At 61.7% G+C, this 17,852-nt stretch carries 22 protein-coding genes, 1 tRNA gene and 1 pseudogene; 14 read left to right on the top strand and 10 right to left on the bottom strand.

Annotated features, from left to right (window positions below; genetic code table 11):
* Positions 1–216: 216 nt before the first annotated feature.
* Entirely contained in the window at positions 217–1,176 is a 960-nt protein-coding gene (locus F1640_RS13540) for a DUF2493 domain-containing protein (RefSeq protein WP_194919679.1), read from the top strand.
* A 130-nt stretch (positions 1,177–1,306) separates the two neighbouring features.
* Here the strand turns inward: F1640_RS13540 and F1640_RS13535 are convergent, their stop codons facing one another.
* On the bottom strand, positions 1,307–1,696 hold the full coding sequence (locus F1640_RS13535; protein WP_008068531.1) for a type II toxin-antitoxin system VapC family toxin: 390 nt from the start codon (positions 1,694–1,696) through the stop codon (positions 1,307–1,309).
* Positions 1,683–1,955, bottom strand: coding sequence for an AbrB/MazE/SpoVT family DNA-binding domain-containing protein (locus tag F1640_RS13530; protein ID WP_018076143.1), 273 nt, complete (start codon positions 1,953–1,955; stop codon positions 1,683–1,685). The genes F1640_RS13535 and F1640_RS13530 overlap by 14 nt, the downstream gene beginning before the upstream one ends.
* A 189-nt stretch (positions 1,956–2,144) precedes the next feature.
* Here F1640_RS13530 and F1640_RS13525 point away from each other — a divergent pair, with 189 nt between their 5' ends.
* The 5 genes and pseudogenes from F1640_RS13525 to mobF all read left to right on the top strand — a co-directional run.
* On the top strand, positions 2,145–2,399 hold the full coding sequence (locus F1640_RS13525; RefSeq protein ID WP_008068523.1) for an antitoxin: 255 nt from the start codon (positions 2,145–2,147) through the stop codon (positions 2,397–2,399).
* Positions 2,396–2,713 (top strand): type II toxin-antitoxin system RelE/ParE family toxin, encoded by a 318-nt coding sequence (locus F1640_RS13520; protein WP_008068522.1) that lies wholly within the window; start codon positions 2,396–2,398, stop codon positions 2,711–2,713. The genes F1640_RS13525 and F1640_RS13520 overlap by 4 nt, the downstream gene beginning before the upstream one ends.
* A gap of 456 nt (positions 2,714–3,169) precedes the next feature.
* Entirely contained in the window at positions 3,170–3,460 is a 291-nt protein-coding gene (locus tag F1640_RS13515; RefSeq protein ID WP_194919678.1) for a hypothetical protein, read from the top strand.
* The gene (locus F1640_RS13510; protein WP_194919677.1) at positions 3,450–5,894 is read left to right on the top strand and encodes a type IV secretion system DNA-binding domain-containing protein; all 2,445 of its coding nucleotides are present in this window, start codon (positions 3,450–3,452) and stop codon (positions 5,892–5,894) included. The genes F1640_RS13515 and F1640_RS13510 overlap by 11 nt, the downstream gene beginning before the upstream one ends.
* A gap of 3 nt (positions 5,895–5,897) precedes the next feature.
* A pseudogene (gene mobF, locus F1640_RS13505) lies at positions 5,898–6,239 on the top strand (MobF family relaxase); the annotation flags it as partial.
* On the opposite strand, the gene F1640_RS13500 reads toward mobF, so the two are convergent.
* The 5 genes from F1640_RS13500 to F1640_RS13480 form a co-directional block, all read right to left on the bottom strand.
* Entirely contained in the window at positions 6,221–6,934 is a 714-nt protein-coding gene (locus F1640_RS13500; RefSeq protein WP_255530368.1) for a hypothetical protein, read from the bottom strand. The pseudogene mobF and the gene F1640_RS13500 sit on opposite strands and share 19 nt — an antisense overlap.
* On the bottom strand, positions 6,931–7,773 hold the full coding sequence (locus tag F1640_RS13495) for a type-F conjugative transfer system secretin TraK (protein WP_194919676.1): 843 nt from the start codon (positions 7,771–7,773) through the stop codon (positions 6,931–6,933). Before F1640_RS13495 ends, F1640_RS13500 begins: the two co-directional genes overlap by 4 nt.
* Positions 7,770–8,333 carry a type IV conjugative transfer system protein TraE gene (locus tag F1640_RS13490; protein ID WP_194919673.1) on the bottom strand — a complete coding sequence of 188 codons (564 nt, stop codon included), beginning with the start codon at positions 8,331–8,333 and terminating at the stop codon, positions 7,770–7,772. The genes F1640_RS13495 and F1640_RS13490 overlap by 4 nt, the downstream gene beginning before the upstream one ends.
* Before the next feature lies 1 nt (position 8,334).
* A complete protein-coding gene (traL, locus tag F1640_RS13485; RefSeq protein WP_008065174.1) occupies positions 8,335–8,619 on the bottom strand; it encodes a type IV conjugative transfer system protein TraL in 285 nt (94 codons plus the stop codon).
* Between the two features lie 92 nt (positions 8,620–8,711).
* A complete protein-coding gene (locus F1640_RS13480) occupies positions 8,712–9,035 on the bottom strand; it encodes a hypothetical protein (protein ID WP_194919671.1) in 324 nt (107 codons plus the stop codon).
* A 294-nt stretch (positions 9,036–9,329) separates the two neighbouring features.
* On the opposite strand from F1640_RS13480, the gene F1640_RS25305 reads away from it, so the two are divergent.
* Both F1640_RS25305 and F1640_RS13470 read left to right on the top strand, forming a co-directional pair.
* On the top strand, positions 9,330–9,719 hold the full coding sequence (locus F1640_RS25305) for a hypothetical protein (protein WP_255530367.1): 390 nt from the start codon (positions 9,330–9,332) through the stop codon (positions 9,717–9,719).
* Between the two features lie 87 nt (positions 9,720–9,806).
* Complete coding sequence (locus tag F1640_RS13470; RefSeq protein WP_194919669.1) at positions 9,807–10,313, top strand: helix-turn-helix transcriptional regulator; 507 nt, start codon at positions 9,807–9,809, stop codon at positions 10,311–10,313.
* Between the two features lie 67 nt (positions 10,314–10,380).
* On the opposite strand, the gene F1640_RS13465 is transcribed toward F1640_RS13470, so the two are convergent.
* The gene (locus F1640_RS13465) at positions 10,381–10,779 is read right to left on the bottom strand and encodes a lytic transglycosylase domain-containing protein (RefSeq protein WP_194919667.1); all 399 of its coding nucleotides are present in this window, start codon (positions 10,777–10,779) and stop codon (positions 10,381–10,383) included.
* Between the two features lie 317 nt (positions 10,780–11,096).
* Here F1640_RS13465 and istA point away from each other — a divergent pair, with 317 nt between their 5' ends.
* Positions 11,097–12,623: an IS21 family transposase gene (gene istA, locus F1640_RS13460; RefSeq protein ID WP_194919666.1), complete on the top strand. Its 1,527-nt coding sequence runs from the start codon at positions 11,097–11,099 to the stop codon at positions 12,621–12,623.
* Positions 12,624–12,634: 11 nt separating this feature from the next.
* Positions 12,635–13,375 carry an IS21-like element helper ATPase IstB gene (istB, locus tag F1640_RS13455; RefSeq protein ID WP_194921074.1) on the top strand — a complete coding sequence of 247 codons (741 nt, stop codon included), beginning with the start codon at positions 12,635–12,637 and terminating at the stop codon, positions 13,373–13,375.
* A 502-nt stretch (positions 13,376–13,877) separates the two neighbouring features.
* On the opposite strand, the gene F1640_RS13450 is transcribed toward istB, so the two are convergent.
* Both F1640_RS13450 and F1640_RS13445 read right to left on the bottom strand, forming a co-directional pair.
* Complete coding sequence (locus tag F1640_RS13450; protein ID WP_194919664.1) at positions 13,878–14,303, bottom strand: hypothetical protein; 426 nt, start codon at positions 14,301–14,303, stop codon at positions 13,878–13,880.
* A 1-nt stretch (position 14,304) separates the two neighbouring features.
* Positions 14,305–14,697, bottom strand: a complete 393-nt coding sequence (locus F1640_RS13445; protein ID WP_194919662.1) for a helix-turn-helix domain-containing protein — start codon at positions 14,695–14,697, stop codon at positions 14,305–14,307.
* A 110-nt stretch (positions 14,698–14,807) separates the two neighbouring features.
* Here F1640_RS13445 and F1640_RS13440 point away from each other — a divergent pair, with 110 nt between their 5' ends.
* The 4 genes from F1640_RS13440 (at position 14,808) to F1640_RS13425 (ending at position 17,689) form a co-directional block, all read left to right on the top strand.
* Positions 14,808–15,053, top strand: coding sequence for a helix-turn-helix domain-containing protein (locus F1640_RS13440; protein ID WP_194919660.1), 246 nt, complete (start codon positions 14,808–14,810; stop codon positions 15,051–15,053).
* A 136-nt stretch (positions 15,054–15,189) separates the two neighbouring features.
* Positions 15,190–16,413 (top strand): integrase, encoded by a 1,224-nt coding sequence (locus F1640_RS13435; protein ID WP_194919658.1) that lies wholly within the window; start codon positions 15,190–15,192, stop codon positions 16,411–16,413.
* A 23-nt stretch (positions 16,414–16,436) separates the two neighbouring features.
* Positions 16,437–16,512 (top strand) — tRNA-Val (locus F1640_RS13430).
* Between the two features lie 259 nt (positions 16,513–16,771).
* Positions 16,772–17,689: a hydroxymethylglutaryl-CoA lyase gene (locus F1640_RS13425; protein ID WP_194919656.1), complete on the top strand. Its 918-nt coding sequence runs from the start codon at positions 16,772–16,774 to the stop codon at positions 17,687–17,689.
* The last annotated feature ends 163 nt before the right edge of the window (positions 17,690–17,852 follow it).

Here is a 17,852-nt window from a genome sequence, read left to right as displayed (position 1 = left end):
AATCGGCTCCCCCACGCCCCGCTGGCGCGGCGTCAACCGGGGTCTGGCAGCGCTTTGTGGTCGCATCGCTGATGCCAAAAACCGGTTCCCACTTTTTGGCGCGATGCTCCGGCGCAGCCAGCTTCCCGGCCAACGTCCCTGACAAGCTGGTCCAGCTCGCCCCCTGACCTCCCGTCATCACGAGGATGACGAACAAGAAGCCTTCTGGAGGTCACCATGACGCAAGCATTCGCCAATTTCGAAGCCCTCTCTGCCTTCTACCGTGAGCAGATCGAAGTCCCCGGCTTTGACACTGCCTTCACCGAGCAAGGCAGCATGGCGCAACTCTCGGTTCACGACGAACCCGCCGCCACCGACATGCCCGACCCGCAGGCCGCGCGCGGCGCGATGGAAATGGTCATCGGCACCGTCTTCGATCTCTTCCGCGGCACCCGCATGGAGGAATTCGGCCAGGACATCGTATGGGGCATCGTCAACAGCTTCCACGTCACCTCCCAGCGCATCGAGAAGCGGGAGGACGAAGCCACCAGGAAGCTGGGCGACATGGCCCGCGCCTTTGACCCTTCCGAAATCTACGCCGTCGAACTGGAAGAAACCCAGCGCATCGCCCAGACCCTGATGGACTGCCGCGAGGCGATGGAGGCCATGCGCGACTACGCCGGCGAGATCTACCGTGTCGAAACCGGCCGCCCGTTCTCGACCGTCAAAGGCACCCGCGTTTCCTCCGGCCTGACCGCCAGCCAGATCGAGGCCCGCGATTTCCTCGCCGCCCGCGCTGCCAAGCGCCGCGAAGACCACGCGCCCACTGGCCCGGTGGTGATCTTCTCCAGCGGCACCGACTGGCACGACCACGAACTTCTCTGGCAGGCTCTTGATGAAACCCACGCCCGCGTGCCCCACATGCTCCTCGCCACCACCGCCCAGCACAAGGGTTGCGACCAGATCGCTCACGCCTGGGCTGCCGCGCGCGGCGTCAAGACCGTCCGCTTCACCCTCAACCGGGCACTGGGCAAGCGCGCAGGCTTCGTTCGCAACGAACAACTGCTGAATTTGAAACCGGTCCACGCCATCATCTGCGAAGGTTCGGGCCTCCAGTCCAACCTCTTGAGCCGCGTGCGTGAGGCAAACCTGCCCCATCACGCTTTCGCCCAGCGTCACCAGCGCGCCGCTGCCTGACGTTTCGCCAGTAATCCGGGGGAGGGCGCCGCATCAGCGGCGTCCTCCTTCTCTTTTTCCGATGGCAGGAGGCACGCGGACGTAGGGGCGGGGCAAGCCCCACCCCGGGCCCACGCGCCTGATCGTGCGATCAAAGCAGCAGGACAGGGACCCGGGAAAGGCCTTTGGCGCGTTTGGCCAGTTTACGGTCAAAGGTCACAAATTCGCGGCAATGACCAGACCTTGCCAGATGGAGAGCATCGGCAAAATCCATGCCTTGTTCCAGTCCTTCAAGCGCCATGGCAACCTGTTCCGGCTCTTCCATGGTCAGGCCCGGAAGCCCGCCCAGCGCGCGCAAGGCGTCCACGATCTGCGGAGCGGTAAAGTCATATCCGGCACGCAATACCCATTCTGTCTCAAGCACAACACTCACGCCCAGAAACGTCTCTCCACCCAACACAATCTGGCGGGCGGCTTGAGCCTGATCAGCATCGTCAGCCACCAGCAGGCGCACCACGACATTGGTATCAATCGCGCGCACGCCGTTTGGCCTCCTCGGCAATCACGGCATTCATATCGTCAACCGACAAAGCAGGCTTGCTGGAATGCAACCTGCCAAAAACATCCTCGATGCTGGTTGTCGCGAAAACCGGCATGGATTTTAGCAGAACCCCGTCGGGCGTATCCTCGACGATCAGCTTGGTACCAGCGGACCAATACCGCTGGTCACGGATCGCCTTGGGCAGAATAACCTGCCCCTTGGTGGACACGGTGGTCGTAATCCGATCCTGTATGCCCATGGCATTATCCCTTGGTAAGACGAAAGTAAGATAGATGATCTTGCCCCATTCCGCAAGCCACCTGAACTCTTGTCGAGGGCCAGAGGTCTATCCGTGCGGCGCGCCTGATCCAAATCTACTGGTGATGAGGCTGGCCACAAACCCACATTTGCGGTAATGATGCTTTGTTGTAGCCGCCAAGAGGTCGTCATGAGCCGCCTGACCATCGACATCACCAGTCAACAGCATCAGAGCCTGAAGGCGCTGGCTGCCCTGCAAGGCAAGACGATCAAGCAATATGCGCTCGAGCGTCTGTTCCCCGCTGATGCGAGTGGCGATCAGGCTTGGCGCGAATTGCAGACGCTGCTGGGCGAACGCATCGAGCAAGGTTTGGCTGGTCAGACCTCGGCCTTGAGCATCAGTACCATCGTCGATGAGGAACTGGGCACGAGCCAAGCCTCTTGAGCCACGGTTACGTCCTGACAGCGGCGGCCGAGGCTGATGTCCGGTCGATCGTCCGCTACACCCGCCAGCATTGGGGCGATGCGCAAGTTCGCGCCTATATGGCCAAGCTCGAGCAAGGCATCGCTCGTCTCGCGCAAGGCTTGGGCTCCTACCGTGACATGAGCGATATGCATCCCGGCCTGTGGATGGCCCGCTGCGAGCATCACTATGCCTTCTGCCTTAAGCGCGACATCGATCCACCGCTGATTGTCGCCATCCTGCACGAGCGGATGGACCTCATTCAACGGCTCGGTGACCGGCTGTCCTTGGTCTGAATTGCCATGATGCGGATGGCTGGTCGGCGCCTAGGCCGCAGCCAGGAACCCGGTGACCAGCAGACATCCTCAAGCGTCCACGGACAATCTTGAATGCCCAGTTCCTGATGGAATTTTGGGCACACCGTACGCGGGTTAACCGCAAAATTTGCAGCGGCGCCTTACGTCAATATCGGCAGTTTTATCATGGCGTTATGCGCTCATGCATACTGCTGTATCGATGCAGCGCCGGATGCATCGGAATGCAGCCGACCCCCTAGGCAGCGCAAACCATGCATGGAGATGCATTCGACCTCTAACCCATTCTATAGGAACAAATTTCTTGATGCATTGTGATGCACCATGGTGCTGTGTCAGAAGAGCGGCAATGCGCCCGAATACCTTGTTATTCAGCCCTTTCACGGGTAAGTTGTCTACGCGATAACTGGATCAGGCCACTGCCCAATGAGGTGCAGAATGGCCGACTACATTCAAAACGGCGTGAGCCTGACGACCCGTCAGGCCGAGCGCATTCAGGCCCTTGCCGAGAAACAAGGGACTTCGTTTTCTGAGACGATCCGCAACCTCGTCAACATCGCGTTGCCCTTCGCGGAGCGCGGCCACGGGCTCGATTTCGCGCGACTGGTGACCATCCTGGAATTCAGCAGTCTGGCACTTGATACGCTAGTCCAGAAGGCCGCCCCCGAGGACGCCGATCGCCTTCTCGACCTCGCCATCGAACACGCGAAGAAATACCATGCCGCGTGACGGGGACATCCGCTTCGACCGGCGCCCTGTCGCGGTCGAGCATGAATCGGCGCGCGGCGAGATTGTCCGCAACGTCGGGGCCTTCACCCGTGGATCGCAGCTCATTCGCCTGCGCTACATGATGATGATGGAGGGCTTGCGCTGGCCAATGCTGGCGGCCTTGCTCAGCTTCAGCCTGTTGCTGGCGGTACTTCTGGCCCTCCTGATGCGCGAGCATGAGGTGCAACTCGTCGAGATGCGGCTCTTCGCTGACTTCTGGAACCTTGTCGACCTCGATCCCGGCCACAGCGTTAATCTGACGCTGCCGGACGACAGCATCGTACCGATGACCATCGGCGATGTGCCGGGCTATCCCGATGTCGCCCAAGCCTGGACCAAATTCGTCCGCTGCATGATCGTGGCTCTGGCCGGTTCGCTGTTCTTCAGCGGCCCACTGGCGACCTGGTTCGTCCGCCTGTCGCAGAAGATCGGCGTGGACATCCTCAAGGAGCGGCACGAGCGCGGTGCGATGCTGGTCAGCGCCGAGGTGCTGGCGGGCGAGATCGACGCACATAATGCAGCTGAATTCGCCCTCGAACTGGCCGAGCGTCACCCGACCATGGTGGCGGAACGTGTCGCTGCGGCCACCATTGCCGAGCGTGTCGCGCTGGGGCTGCACGTTCCCTACGCCATGGCGGGCATCGCTTATCCTTGGCGGCTCGAACAGACCCACGCCATGCTGATCGGCACCACCGGCGCGGGCAAGACAACCCAGCTCCGCAAGCTGGTGACCGAGGCGCGCGAGCGGGGCCAGCGCTGCGTGGTCTTCGACCTCACCGGGGCTTTCGTCGAGGCCTTCTATGAGGAAGGGCGCGACCACATAATCAACCCTATGGACCAGCGCTGCCCGCCCTGGACCATCTTCAACGACTGCCAGAACTACGCCGATTACATCTCGGCGGCGGCTGCCCTGATCCCCAGCGACGGCGGCAATGCCGAGCCCTTCTGGGCGATGGCGGCGCGCACACTCTTTGTCGAAATGTGCGTGAAGCTGGCGGCCTCGGGCGAGACCACCAATGGCGCCATCGCCCATCATCTCATGTCGGCCGACCTCAAGGCTGTCCATGCCAAGCTCGCCAACACGATCGCCAGTCCGCTGACGGCGGTCGAGGCGGCGCGCATGGCGGAATCGATCCGCGCGGTCTTCAACACCAATGCCCAGGCCATCCGCTTCCTGCCCGACCCTGTACCGGGCGGCCCAGCACCGTTCTCGATCCGGCGCTGGGTTCAGGAAGAGCCGGTGCCAGGCTCGATCCTGTTCATCACTTCGACCCATACCGATCTCACGCTCAACCGCGCGCTGCTCACCCTCTGGATGGATCTGGCGGTCAATGCGCTGATGGGGATGCCGCGCACCCGCGATCTGCGGATGTGGTATCTCTTTGACGAGGTCCACGCGCTCCACCGGATGCCGGCGATCGAGCATGGCTTGCAGACGGCCCGCGGCTTTGGCGGGGCCTTCGTGCTGGGGATGCACAGCTTCGACAAACTGGCGGAAACCTATGGTGAGGAAGGCGCGATCAATCTTGCCTCGCTCGCCCGCACCAAGCTGATTCTCGCCACCGCCGACAAGAACACCGCCGAGGTCTGCTCGAACTTCATCGGTTTCCGTGAAGTGCGCGAGACGGACGAGGCCTATTCGATCGGCGCAAGCCGGTCACGCGATGCGGCCACCATCACGCCGCGCACTGAGGTCAAACCGCTGGTTATCCCGGATGACATCATGAACTTGCCGTCGCTCCACGGCTATGTGAAGTTTCCTGAAGGCTTTCCGGCAGCACGCATCCGCCTCCTCTGGCGTGATTATCCCAAGATTGCTGAACCCTTCCTGCGCAAGACCGACATGCAACTGGCTGCTTACGTTCCCCGAGGCGGCGAGAATGACGAGGCAGCGGATGCGGGCGGTGATGGTGGGCCGGCGCCTGTCGTTGGCGCGGGCGAACAGGCCATGGCCGAGCCGGAATCGGCAGCCAGTGAGCCGGATGCGGACGCAGAGCGCCCGGCCCCTGACGTTGCTGATCCTCGCGAAATGACCTCGGCAGAGGCTCAGGCCGACACGCGCGCTGATGGGAATTCCCCGGCCAAAACCGATGACGATGCCCCGACTGCCTCCAGCGACGGGAGCAGTCTTCGTGACAGCCTGCGGGGTTCGAGGTCGTCAGGGGGACGTGAGAGTTCGGGCACGGCTCGTGATGACAAGGGCAAGGAGGACCAGACATCTGGATCCAGGCCCACCGGCGCCTCATCACCCCAACGCCGCGAACAGCAGATCACCATCGAGGAACGCACAGGCCAGTCCTTCACCGACCCTGCCGAGAGGCACAGCCACCGCCCGGCCCAAGTGGATCGCGACCCGACGCCCGACCTCGGTGACGACATGGATATGGGGTTCTGACCGGTGCTGTCGGTTGCGTCGGTTCGCTCGGCAGGCGGTGCCGCAAACTATTTCGCCAAGGACGACTATTATGTCGGCGAGCACGCCAGTGAGGTGAGTGGCTGGGGCGGCCGGGGAGCGGCTGAACTCGGCCTTTCCGGTGAGGTGGAAAAACAGGTCTTCGAGGATCTCCTCAAGGGCAGGCTGCCCGACGGTGAACAGATCGGCGATCCCGAGCGACGGCGCGCGGGGCTCGACCTGACCTTCTCGATGCCCAAGTCAGCCAGTGTGTTGGCCTATGTCGCGGGCGATGAGCGCTTGCTTGCAGCCCACATGCAGGCCGTTCGTCAGACGATGGGCTGGGTCGTCTTGCCCGGAACGATGCGTGTGCCAGTGCCGCCTGCATCGCTACCGAAAGAGAGCAGCTTCACCTCATTGGGTCGAGGGCCGCTGGCAGGATCGACCGCGGAGCGAGCCGGATCGCCGGATGGCGGCGTTAGCGGCGATCCGCTGGGGATGGAGGACGACCGCTGATAGGTCGGCGGTGCACCCGCACCATAAAGCGCGCTCGGCCCGGCGGTCGCGCGCTGCATCTGGGTCGAGAGCGCGGAAATCTGCGAGCGAAGCTGGTCGTTCTCGGTCTGATAGGCCGAGAGTACCTTCGAGCCGTCGGTCTTGAGCGACTGGTTCTGGCCCTGCAGATCCTCGATCTGCTTTTGGAGCTGGTCGAGCCGGACGGAATCGCCTTGCAGCGACTTGATCTGGTTGCCCTGCGTCGAAAGCTGGTTCTCCGACAGGGCCATCCATTCCTTGTCGGCCATCGAGCGGTTGACCATGTCATCGGTCGAGATCTTGATCGCCTTGGGATCGTCCTTCTTGTCGACGCCGCCGGTCTGGGGTGTGGGCGAGGCAAGGATCCACCACATGCCTGCCACCACTAATACGCCGCCCATGCCCCACATGGCGATCTGCTGGCGGCGTCGGGTGGCGGTATTGCGGGCCAAATCGTCAGCGCCCGAGGCAGGCGTGACAGCGCCGCTTTGCGTGGTTTGCGTGTTCACGGGTGTTCTCCCGCTTGGCCGCTGCGCTGGACGATGAAGGCGGTGGTCTCTTCACCGGGAGCCAGACGAGGATTGGTGATGCTGACGGCAATGGCGTCGGCAGGCGCGACCTTGTCCTCGGTCAGGACTAAGGGTTTGGCGCTGCGGTTGGTGATCTTGAGCAGCTTGCCGGTGTAGCTCGCCCCCACATATTGCCCGACCATCTGGACCGAGAGTGTGTCGATGTTGACCGGCACCAGGGTGCGCCAGGTGATGTCAAAGCCTTCGACCGGCTTTTGGGCATACATGGCCGCGATCAGCCGCGCCGAGGCATCCTGGGGCGATAGGCCAGCAGGCCATGCTTCCCCGATGGAGCGCGGGCGCTCGACATCTGCATTGGCGATGAAGACCTGCCGCGCATCGGTGCCGCCGACCGCACAGATGAATTTGTAGACGAAGCCTTTGCGTGTGGTGCCGAAGAAAGAGATCGTCGGCTTGGAAAAGCCATTGGCGACGGAGAGGTAGATGTCCCCGCGCAACGGCTCGTTGACCACCTGGAAGTCGTCGGCAGGATTGGCTGCCTGCACCTTGGAGACCGAAGCGAATTGGTCATCCTTCAACGAGATGCGGGTCAGATCCTTGGCTGAGGCCTCGCAGTGGACCGTGCCATTATCGGCCACCAGCAGCGTCTGATCGGCATAAGCGGGCGGCGCACTCGCAAGGCCGACACCGATTAGGGCGAGGCCAAGGGCGCGCTCAGCCCACCAAAGACGCGGGGCAAGGCTTGCCCCTGCCGACAATTCCAGAATGGCCATGAAGGAAAACCCTTGTGGGATGGCGCCGGGAAATGGACCGCTCATGGCGTTTCCTCCGGCTTGGCGATCATCCCGAAGCCTTTGAGCTTCAGGGAGACGCCGTTGTAGGTCCAGGTGAAGCGGAAGGTGCGATGCTCCGAGGTCACTTCCTTGGAGGCGACCACAGTGTGGAGCGTGCCGCCGACCGTGCTGGTCAGCTTGTCGGGATCGACCCGCATCGCATCGGGCGTGAAAAACTGGGTGATCTGCGAGCCCTGCTGCTCGGCCACCACCTTCATCAGCGCCTTCTTGACCTCGCCGCGGGCCTGATCGTCAGTCACCTCGAGGATGGAATCCATCCAGTAGGTCAGGCTCTGGGGCGAACGGTTGAGGGCGACCATCGCCACATCGCGGGTCACCATCTCGAGATAGTCGGGCGAGACTTTGGCACTGGTCAGTGTGAGCGGGGTGCGCAGGGTCGGCACCAGCACGACCTCGCGGTCTTTGTGGCCGGCAGAGACCACGCTGCCGACCGCAACGAGGCCGAGAACCAGCGAGAGCAGCGCCAGACCGTTGCGCTGGCGCAGGATGCCTTGCGATTTGTCGTGGGCGAGATCGATGTCCATCTCAGCCCGCCAGCACGCGAAGATGGGACGGCGGGAAGCTCTTCATGGCGAAAAACTCGCCAGGCAGGTGCCAGTATCCAAAATGCAGGATCCAGGCCATCGAGCGTCCGGCGCGGAGTTTGCGATAACCGAACCAGGCCACGGTGGAGAACACCAGCCCGATGACGATATGCGAAGCCAGAATGCCCCAGATGAAGGGGGTGACCATCACCAGGAACTCGTCCAGCGTCCAGAACCCGATGAGTTCGGGATCATCCAGATGTTTGGGGATCGCATAGCGTTCCATCGCTGCCCGCCGTCACAAGAGGTTGTGGGGGATCGGACCGGTCTGCGCGGGGGTGTGGGAGGGGCAATTCCCCCGCGCAGCCGGCCTTCTCGTCAGATGGTCGCGGTGACCATCGCGGTGACGATCGGCACGCCGGTGCCAGCGGCAACGCCCGTGCCGACGGGCACAGCGACCTGCGCCAGAGAGAAGCGGCCCGAGGCCAGACCGACGATGCCACCGGCGAGGCTCAGCACGGTGATCACCTTGCCGCCCGAACCGGACAGGAAGTTGGTGAACTGCGTGAGCGCGGTGTTGAACGAGGTGTCGGTGCCCGCAAGGGCGGCGCCCGGGCCGAGTATGGCGGCGGCCACAACGGCGACGCCGAGGTAGGGCAGGATCGATCCGCGTTTGGGCGCGGGCAGAGCAAGGGACGTCATGGGGTAAGTCCTTTCGAGAAGGCCAGGACGTGATGTGTTCCTGTGCCGATCCGAAAGCTCCGCCAGTCGGGGACTCACCGACAAGTGAGGTCTCGCCATAATGGCGATAAATCAAGGAAAATGGGGCTTCTGGCGCTATCGTTGACCCGATTCGGCCCACACGCGTTTCGATAGCGCCCACTGGCGGGCGCAAACGGAACGGGTAGGATACAGAACATGCGCATCATGGGGCGCTAAGCGCCCATGATTGGGCCGTTTCAGTTGGGAGTTGGGATATCGAGGGCGGGGGTAAAAATGGTCGAGGAACATTCAGAGGTCGGTAAGGAAGCGAAGTCGCAGACGGCTCATCGTCTGAAAATGAACCCTACAGCGTTCAAGACGCTCAGCCTTGCACTGCACAATTTGTCATGCAGAGAGTTGGAGCTGTGTTCGCCCCGACGCCTGCTCACAACCGTCTTGGCAGAACCGAGGCATCAACTTTTTCATATTCCGCACAATGAGTTGGATGCGATCTGCCATCTCGATAATTTGATCGGCGAAGTACAGGTCAACATCCGCGTCGATTCGGTTGTGAATGCCAGGCTGCGGGAATTTCGTGACCAAGCCAGTAACCGCCTCGGACGAACTGTCAGCGTCATCGAGGCAATTTACGCCTGTGCCCATGTGATGAATGAGGGTCTTTGAGCCAAAGCAAGGACTTCGCCACCTACTTGACAAAAGTCGCCCCGCCGCGCCGTTTATGTTTAACGCCGCAGCGCGCTGAGGACGACCATGACGGAAAACATCCCTCCGACTGATGGCTATACTATAGTATATAATACCGAACCGCTCGCTGCACCGGATGACCCTCATTCAGCCTGTGTGCGCGATCTGATCCGCGATCGGATCGAGCGTGATGGGCGCTCACTCGTTGAAATCGCGACGATTGCCGGAATGAGCCGCCGCGCGCTCGGTCGGATCATCGCAGGGCAGAAACCGTTGCGCCTCGTCGATCTCAAGCAATTGTCCGAGGCGCTCGGCATTGACCGCGCTCGAGCGGTCATCGCCATTGATGTCTTGGGCGATTGGACCGCGTATGACGATCCTGTCCTGTGCATCCTCATGCGGCTGTTCGCGCCGGTTTGCTCCAAGGTCGACGCCGGGGCCGATTTTCCGATCGAACCGCTCACGGCGGCGGCCGAGGAGAAATTCGCGAACTGGCTCGCTGATATACTCGTCGCCAACCAAGAGCAGATCAGAAAGCGCCGGGATGACTTCGTGAAGCTGCCGACGCTCTGATCGACCGTCATCAAACCATAATCGACGACAGGACTGCATCCTTCGGGTCGCAACAGTCCATCCAAATTCACTCGTGCTGGCCCCAGCCTTGGTCCTCCATCGACCTTGAAATCTGGCGCTGCATCGTCACCAAAATGTTCGAGACATAATGGACCGTCTCGGCGATGCGCGGCACCTGGTGCTTGACACGGACCCGGCCAGCGCCTGCGTTATAGGCGGCGAGGGCCAGATCGAAGCGGCCGAATTCATCGAGCAAAGACCGTAGATAGTGTGCGCCACCGCGCATGTTCTCACGCGGGTCCCAAATGTTGCGCACGCCGAGAATACGGGCGCTTGCGGGCATGAGTTGTGCAAGGCCAGCCGCGCCTTTGGGGCTGACGGCCACCGGGTTGTATCGGCTTTCCTGAATGACGAGCGCATCGAAAAGGCGAGTGGGCACTCCCGCTTCGCATGCGGCGAGCACCATGGTGGAATACCATGTGGCCCTGCGGCGTTCCGCTTGCTCAGTTAGTTGAGGGCTCGGGGCATAAGGCTCTGCCCGGCAAGATAGCGCTTCAGCGTTTGCGTCAGCAGTGGAGTTCTTCATCCATCGTGGTGTCTGCGGATTCCGAGGTCATGCCGGCCACCATTCCGATTTGATCCCGGCCGGCATTCCGACCTGATCCCGGCCGGCATTCCGATTAATTCCCGGCCACCTGCCGGGGGATGAGAAGCCTGATCGTTGGGCCATCCTTGCGGCTGCGTGTGAGCCGGGAGGACTGGATGCCGACGAGGAGGCCGAAGATGCGCGATGTGCGCGAAGTATTGAGATTGCACCGGGAAGGCTGTGTCCCGATGCGCGAGGTGGCCCGTATGATGGGCATTGCACGCTCGACGGTGCGAGACATGGTGGTCCGCTTCGAGCGCTCGGGGCTTTCCTGGCCGGTTCCGGCCGAGATCAGCGACGCGGAACTGGAAGCCCGGCTTTATGGGCCTGCCGGGGTAAAGCCGGGCAGACGCAAGCAATCCGAGCCCGACTGGTCGGTGGTGGCACGCGAGCTGAAGCGCAAGCACGTGACGCTGCAGGTCCTGTGGGAAGAATACATCGCCGCTCATCCCGACGGTTATCGGTACAGTCGCTGGTGCGAGCTGTTCCGCAACTGGGAAGGCCGGTTGTCGCTGGTGATGCGCCAGAGCCATGCCGGCGGCGAGAAGCTGTTCGTCGACTACGCGGGCGACACTGTCCCGGTCGTGATCAACCGCCGGACCGGCGAGATCCGCGCCGCGCATCTGTTCGTGGCGGTGCTGGGCGGCTCGAGCCTGTCGTTCGCGTGCGCGACCTGGACGGAGCAGTTTGCTGACTGGGCCGAGGCCCACAACGCCGCGTTCGCGTTCTTCGGCGGCGTGCCGCGGTTGCTGGTGCCCGACGATGCCAAGGTCGCGGTGATCAAGGCCTGCAACTTCGATCCAATGGTCAACCGCAGCTACACCGACCTCGCCCGCCATTACGGTACGGCGGTGCTCCCGACACGAAGCCGGAAGCCGAGAGACAAGGCGAAAGTGGAGGCTTGCGTCGGCATCGTCGAAAGATGGGTGCTGGGCCGGCTGCGCAACCGGATCTTCTACAGTCTGGCCGAGGTCAATGCGGGCATTGCCGAGTGCCTTGCCGATCTCAACGACCGGCGCGTGCTACGCCAGTTCCAGAAGACCCGGCGCGAACTGTTCGATGAGGTTGACGCGCCCAACCTCAAACCGCTGCCTGCCGAGCCCTGGGTCCATGCCCAGTGGAAGCGCTGCCGGGTCGGGCTCGACTACCATATCGCGCTCGAGCAGCATCACTACTCGGTGCCGCATCGCTTCGCCCGCCGTGAGGTAGAAGCCCGCTTTACCGCACGCACTGTCGAGATCTTCCTGGGCGGCGAGCGCATTGCCGTTCACATGCGTGGCAGCGGAAATGGCCGGCACACGACTGTGCCCGAGCATATGCCCTCGAGCCACCGGCGCTATCTGGAATGGACGCCCGCGAAGATCCGCGACGAGGCGGCCCGGATCGGGCCGATGCTGTCGCTGTTGGTCGAGCGCATCATCAACGATCGGCCGCATCCCGAACAGGGATACCGCTCGTGCCTTGGCATCATCGGCTTGGCCAAGCGCTTCGGCGCCGATCGGCTTGAAGCCGCCGCGGTCCGCGCTCTGGAGATCCAGGCGCGCAATTATCCTTCCGTCAAATCGATCCTCGAAAAGGGGCTCGACAAGGTGCCCGTGTCCAAAGCCCCGGAGCGCGAGCCGATCCTGCACGACAACATCCGGGGCTCCCAATACTACCATTGAGAGGAACAATGATGCTCAGACACCCAACCCTTGATCAATTGAACCAGCTCGGCCTGACCGGCATGGCGCACGCCTTCGCCGACCTCGACAACAACGGCGATGCCGCCAGCCTGAACCACGCCGAATGGCTGGCGTTGCTGCTCGATCACGAGGCTACCTGGCGTAACGACCGGCGCCTCGCGCTGCGCCTGCGACACGCCAAGCTACGGCACCACGCTGTTCCCGAGGACGTCGATTACCGCGCTGCGCGCGGGCTCGACCGCCGGTTGTTCGAAATGCTGCTCAAGGGCAACTGGATCGCCGCCCACGAGAACTGCGCGATTATCGGGCCAGCAGGCGTCGGCAAAAGTTGGCTTGCCTGTGCAATCGGCCACCAGGCTTGCCGGGACAATCGCTCGGTGCTCTACACCCGCCTACCGCGCCTGATCGATGACTTGTCGCTGGCCAAGGGTGACGGCCGCATCGCGGCCCGAATGAAGAGCCTGGCGCGCGTCGACCTGCTCATCCTTGACGACTGGGGGCTTGAGCCGCTCGACGGCAATGCCCGTCATCACCTGCTCGAAATCCTCGAAGACCGTTACGGCCGTCGATCAACGTTGGTGACCAGCCAGCTCCCAGTAGCCAGCTGGTTCAATCTGATCGGCGACCCGACCTACGCCGATGCCATCCTCGATCGCCTCGTTCACAACGCCCATCGCCTAGAACTCTCCGGCGAATCCATGCGCCGAAATCTCCACGCTCAAGCCGCTTGACCCACTCAAAACCTGCATGCCAATAATTACCCACGATCTGGCTTCACCCGGCCGGCATCATATCGGAACAGTGACCGGGATCAGATCGGAATGGGCGGCCGGGATCGTCGGAATCAGCATGGTGTCCATATGGCTTGGCCGGCCGCTGCGAATGCGGTGGTCGCTTGAGGCATGCTGTCTGCCATGCTGGTGAAGTCGGGCAGCAATGACACCTCCTTAGGGAGACCATCCTGTATGGGCTTTCGCTCAGGGAGAGGAATGCGGAGGGCAAATGGCTGGGCTTTGCCATTTGAACCGCCGGAATCTTCGAAAGTTATGCTCTGCGCGGCAAGCAGCGACGGGAAAGCCGACGCAACAATGGCGGTAGCAAGCAGCAAAAGTGTTTTAGACACGGTCCCTATCTTTCGATCGGGCTAGGTCCGGTTATCGCTGAGTCAACCTGCGTCAATATTTCCCACGGGGCAAGTCGTCACCTTCGCCAGTCGGCAAGGCGTAGCTACAGTCAGATATTTGCCGACGCCGGAAAAAACATAGGAGGGCGGCCAAGAAACAAGCGCCAGCGCCCAAATGCCCGTTCTGCTTGGTCAGTTATCCATAGCGGTAAGATAAGAGAGGCAAGGAGGAAGCCGGTGATTTTGACCTCGATGAGGCCAAAAAAGAGTGCATTGATCAGCGCAACGAGCAGGATGCTGGCGGCAGCGAGAGAGACAAGCTTCGCGACGGCGATGTACCGCGGGATTTGCACTTCTCGAAAGTACCGCAATTCGGTTATCTGGCGATCAACCGCTTCCAATTCCTGCTGTGTCCGTCTAACCTCGATGCGCAGCGATAGCCGATCGGTCATCAATTTTTCGATCGGCGGATTGACGGCGCGCATCGCGGCTAACACCCGGGCGTCAGCAATGGGCAATCGACTGTCGTTGTTCATATCATGCACTCAACGATAGGAGCTTCTCGGACATGGTGTCGCTGATATCGCCATGTTCCATCAGGTATTGGAATAGGGCGCTGCTCAGTTTGATCAGATGCTCCCGTTCGACCGTATCCCCTCCGCGCGTCAGATACGCCCAGGCGATGTTGATCGAGCGGCTGTGAAGGTCATCCAGACTGCTCTGTTCTGGGCGGCCTTCGCCCAGTAACAGCCAGCTCGGATTGACATTGTAAGTCCTGCTGAAGGCGATGATCGCGGTAGCTGGCGGCTCACGTAGGCCTTTTTCATAGTTCACCAAGGCACCGTGCGACACATCGATGGCCGCGGCCACGTCTACCTGGTTCAGCCCGCGGGCTTTTCGGATCTCTAGAAAGCGTCCGCCGATGCTCAAGCGTCACCTGCGCAAGAATCCGGCTTGACGAAACTCACAAACATGAGTTACTCCAACAATCGTGAATCAAATCATATCAACATCTGAAAACTACTACAGAGGTGCAGCATATGCAATTCCTCACCCTTCCAAAATTGGCTGAGCAAAGCGGTTGGTCGGTGACGCGCGTGCGGCGCATGGTCGCCAATCGCGAGTTGCCGCACATTCGCGTCAACGGGCGCCTGCTGCTGCCGGCGAACGCCATCGACGATTTCGTAGCCAAGAACATCGTGTCACCCGCTTCCGAACCCAGGGGCGGTCGCGAAATTCAAAGCCAATCCAACCCCCGCTCTGAAGTGGAAGGAGATGCAGCGTGAGTGCGCACAGCATCGCCCAGAAATTCAGGCGTGCCCTTCGCAACCAAACAGGAGCAACGATCTCAGTCGAGCAAATACAACAACTTGCTGAGTTCGGCATACTGGACATACTGGCAAAGATCGAGAACCAAGAACTATGGCAACCGAGGATCGCGCCTACACCATCGGCGACTATTGGCTCACCAAGCGGCGAGATGGAAAATCGCCAGATGTCTGGCAGATTGCCAGCTACTCCACGAAGGCGCGCTCCGTTGTCTATCGAAGCACTAAGTGCAGGGATCTAGAAAAAGCCAAGGCGGTATTGCGGTCATTTGAAGCCGAATCACGCTCAATGCAGAAGCAGGATAGCGCCGATGCGGAACTTCTACCCCATTTCCGTCACTATATCTTGGAGCGTGGACCAGACGTGAAGCGTTTGGATACCATCAAAAGCAGCTTCCGGGCATGGATCGGCTTCTTTCAGCAGGACGAACTGACGACCGGTGTGAGGGTTGCAGACCTCAACAAGCTCGTGATCGATCGATTTCGGCGCTGGCGCATGGGTGTCCACGAGTACACGGTGCACTGGGGAGGCAAGGCCTACCACAACCGCAATCCCAAGGGTGTGAGCGGCGAAGCCGTTCAGAGGAATATCGAGGATCTGCGAGCCGCCCTCCATCATGCTGAAGACGCGGGCCGAATCACGGTCCCTAAGATTCATTCGGTCCATAGGAACTTGCGTTCCGCGCCGCGGAGTCGGGTGCTAACAGCGAAGGAACTTGGCGCCATGCTTGGCTACGCGGCGGAAGATCTCGGAGCCTATCGCTGGATCGCGCTCATGATCGCGACAGCGTCGCGCCCGGGGCCAGCTTTGGCATTTGACCCGGCAAAGCAATGGCTGTCCGATATAATCGACCTGCATCCGGACGGAGCTGCCAGGACCGACAAACGCAACGCGGTCGTGCCCGTGATTGAGCCCTTGGTGCCAATCTTGGAAGACTGGGTCCGCAATCCCCACGAAGCGGTCAAATCCAGAAAAACATGGTGGAGGAATATGCGTCGAGTTCTCGGCCTCGGTGACGATGTGAATCCTTATACCATCCGTCACACAGTTGCGACCTACATGGACGACGAAGGCGTCCCCGGTTCGCAATTGTCAGCAATCGCCGGTCACTTACCCAGCCACCGGGGACTCGCTCGGACGACGAGCCGCAATTATCTTCACTACAACCCGCGTAACTGTCCAAAGGCAAAACGGGTGTTGACCAAGCTGTTCCGTAGTGTAGAGGACGGCGCGTCGAGATGGTCTGCGGACCATCTGCGGACCACCCCGATCCGAGGGCACCCGATAGCACTTACGAAACGTAGTGATTGTCGTTAGTTTTCAAGGAATTCGGTCAAATAGGGCGGTTAGCTCAGTTGGTAGAGCATCTCGTTTACACCGAGAGGGTCGGCGGTTCGAGCCCGTCACCGCCCACCAGAACCACGCTCCACAGCGCCTCCCACCATCCCTGAAAATCCAGCAAATTCGAGCTACACTCGGCCTAGCCAGGCCCGCTGGACGAACTCGCTGACCGAGACATGCGGCGGAATGTCGACGAACAGGTGGACGTGTTCCGCGCCCTCGGCGGGGCTGAGAAATGGCTTCACCGCCGCGCGCTTGACAACGAAGAGGCCGACGCCTTGACAATTGCGGAGGCCAAGAAGACGGCCTTGCCGAGACAAGTTGGGAGAAAGGCGTGACAACCGCAGCGATTGATTTTGTCGAAGTCGGTCCGCGCGACGGCCTGCAGAACGAAAAGGCGCTCGTCACCACCGCGGACAAGCTCGAATTGATCCGCCGCAGCCTGCATGCCGGCGCACGCCGGATAGAAGTGACCAGTTTCGTCAATCCCAAGCGGGTGCCGCAGATGGCCGATGCCGAAGAGGTCTGCGCCGGCCTACCCCAAGTGGAGGGTGCCAGTTATATCGGCCTTGTCCTCAACGCGCGCGGGGCGGAGCGCGCCATCGCAACCGGCCGACTGCATGAACTCGGCGCGGTCTGCGTCGCCTCGGAACGCTTTGCCATCGCCAACCAGGGGCAGACCAGCGCGGAATCGCTGGACGCCGCCCGCGCGATCGTCGCCATGGCGCAGGCGGCGGGCCTCAAGGGACAGGTTACCATCGCCGCCTCGTTCGGTTGCCCGTTCGAAGGCGAGGTCGCTGAGGACCGTGTCGTCGCCATGGCTGCCACACTGGCCGAAGCCAGCCCTGCCGAGGTGGCGCTGGCCGATACCATCGGCGTGGCGGATCCGGCCCATGTCGCACGGCTCGTCCGCCGGGTGGCGGCGGCGATCGCGCCCTTGCCGGTCCGCGTGCATTTTCACAACACGCGCGGGACCGGGCTTGCCAACGTCTGGGCGGCGATCGAGGCGGGAGCCAGCGTGGTCGACGCCGCGCTAGGCGGCCTGGGTGGCTGCCCGTTCGCGCCGGGCGCGGCGGGCAACGTGGCCAGCGAGGATGTGATTTACATGCTCAAGCGCGCGGGCATCCGCACCGGCATGGATTTGGCGAAGATGGTCGAGGCCAACGCGTGGCTTACCACGTTGATGGGGCGCAAGCTGCCGAGCATGGTCGCGCAGGCGCCGGCCTTTCCCGGGATATGTGCCGAGGGTTGACGGGGCCTGCTTGCTTCCTAGGCGGCGTGGACAAATTCCGTAGTTGCGGCGCGTTGCGCGAGCAGCTTTCGGCTTAGCGATTTGGACGCCTCGACCGCACCAGCAATGCGTCCTGCCCCCAGGAGCAGCGCTTTCCCGCAGCAATCATGGCGGAGCGATCGCT

Source organism: Novosphingobium sp. NBM11 (assembly GCF_015390225.1).
GTDB lineage: Bacteria > Pseudomonadota > Alphaproteobacteria > Sphingomonadales > Sphingomonadaceae > Novosphingobium.
The sequence above is the reverse complement of the archived record's forward strand: the minus strand, read 5'-3'. Positions and strand labels throughout refer to the sequence as shown.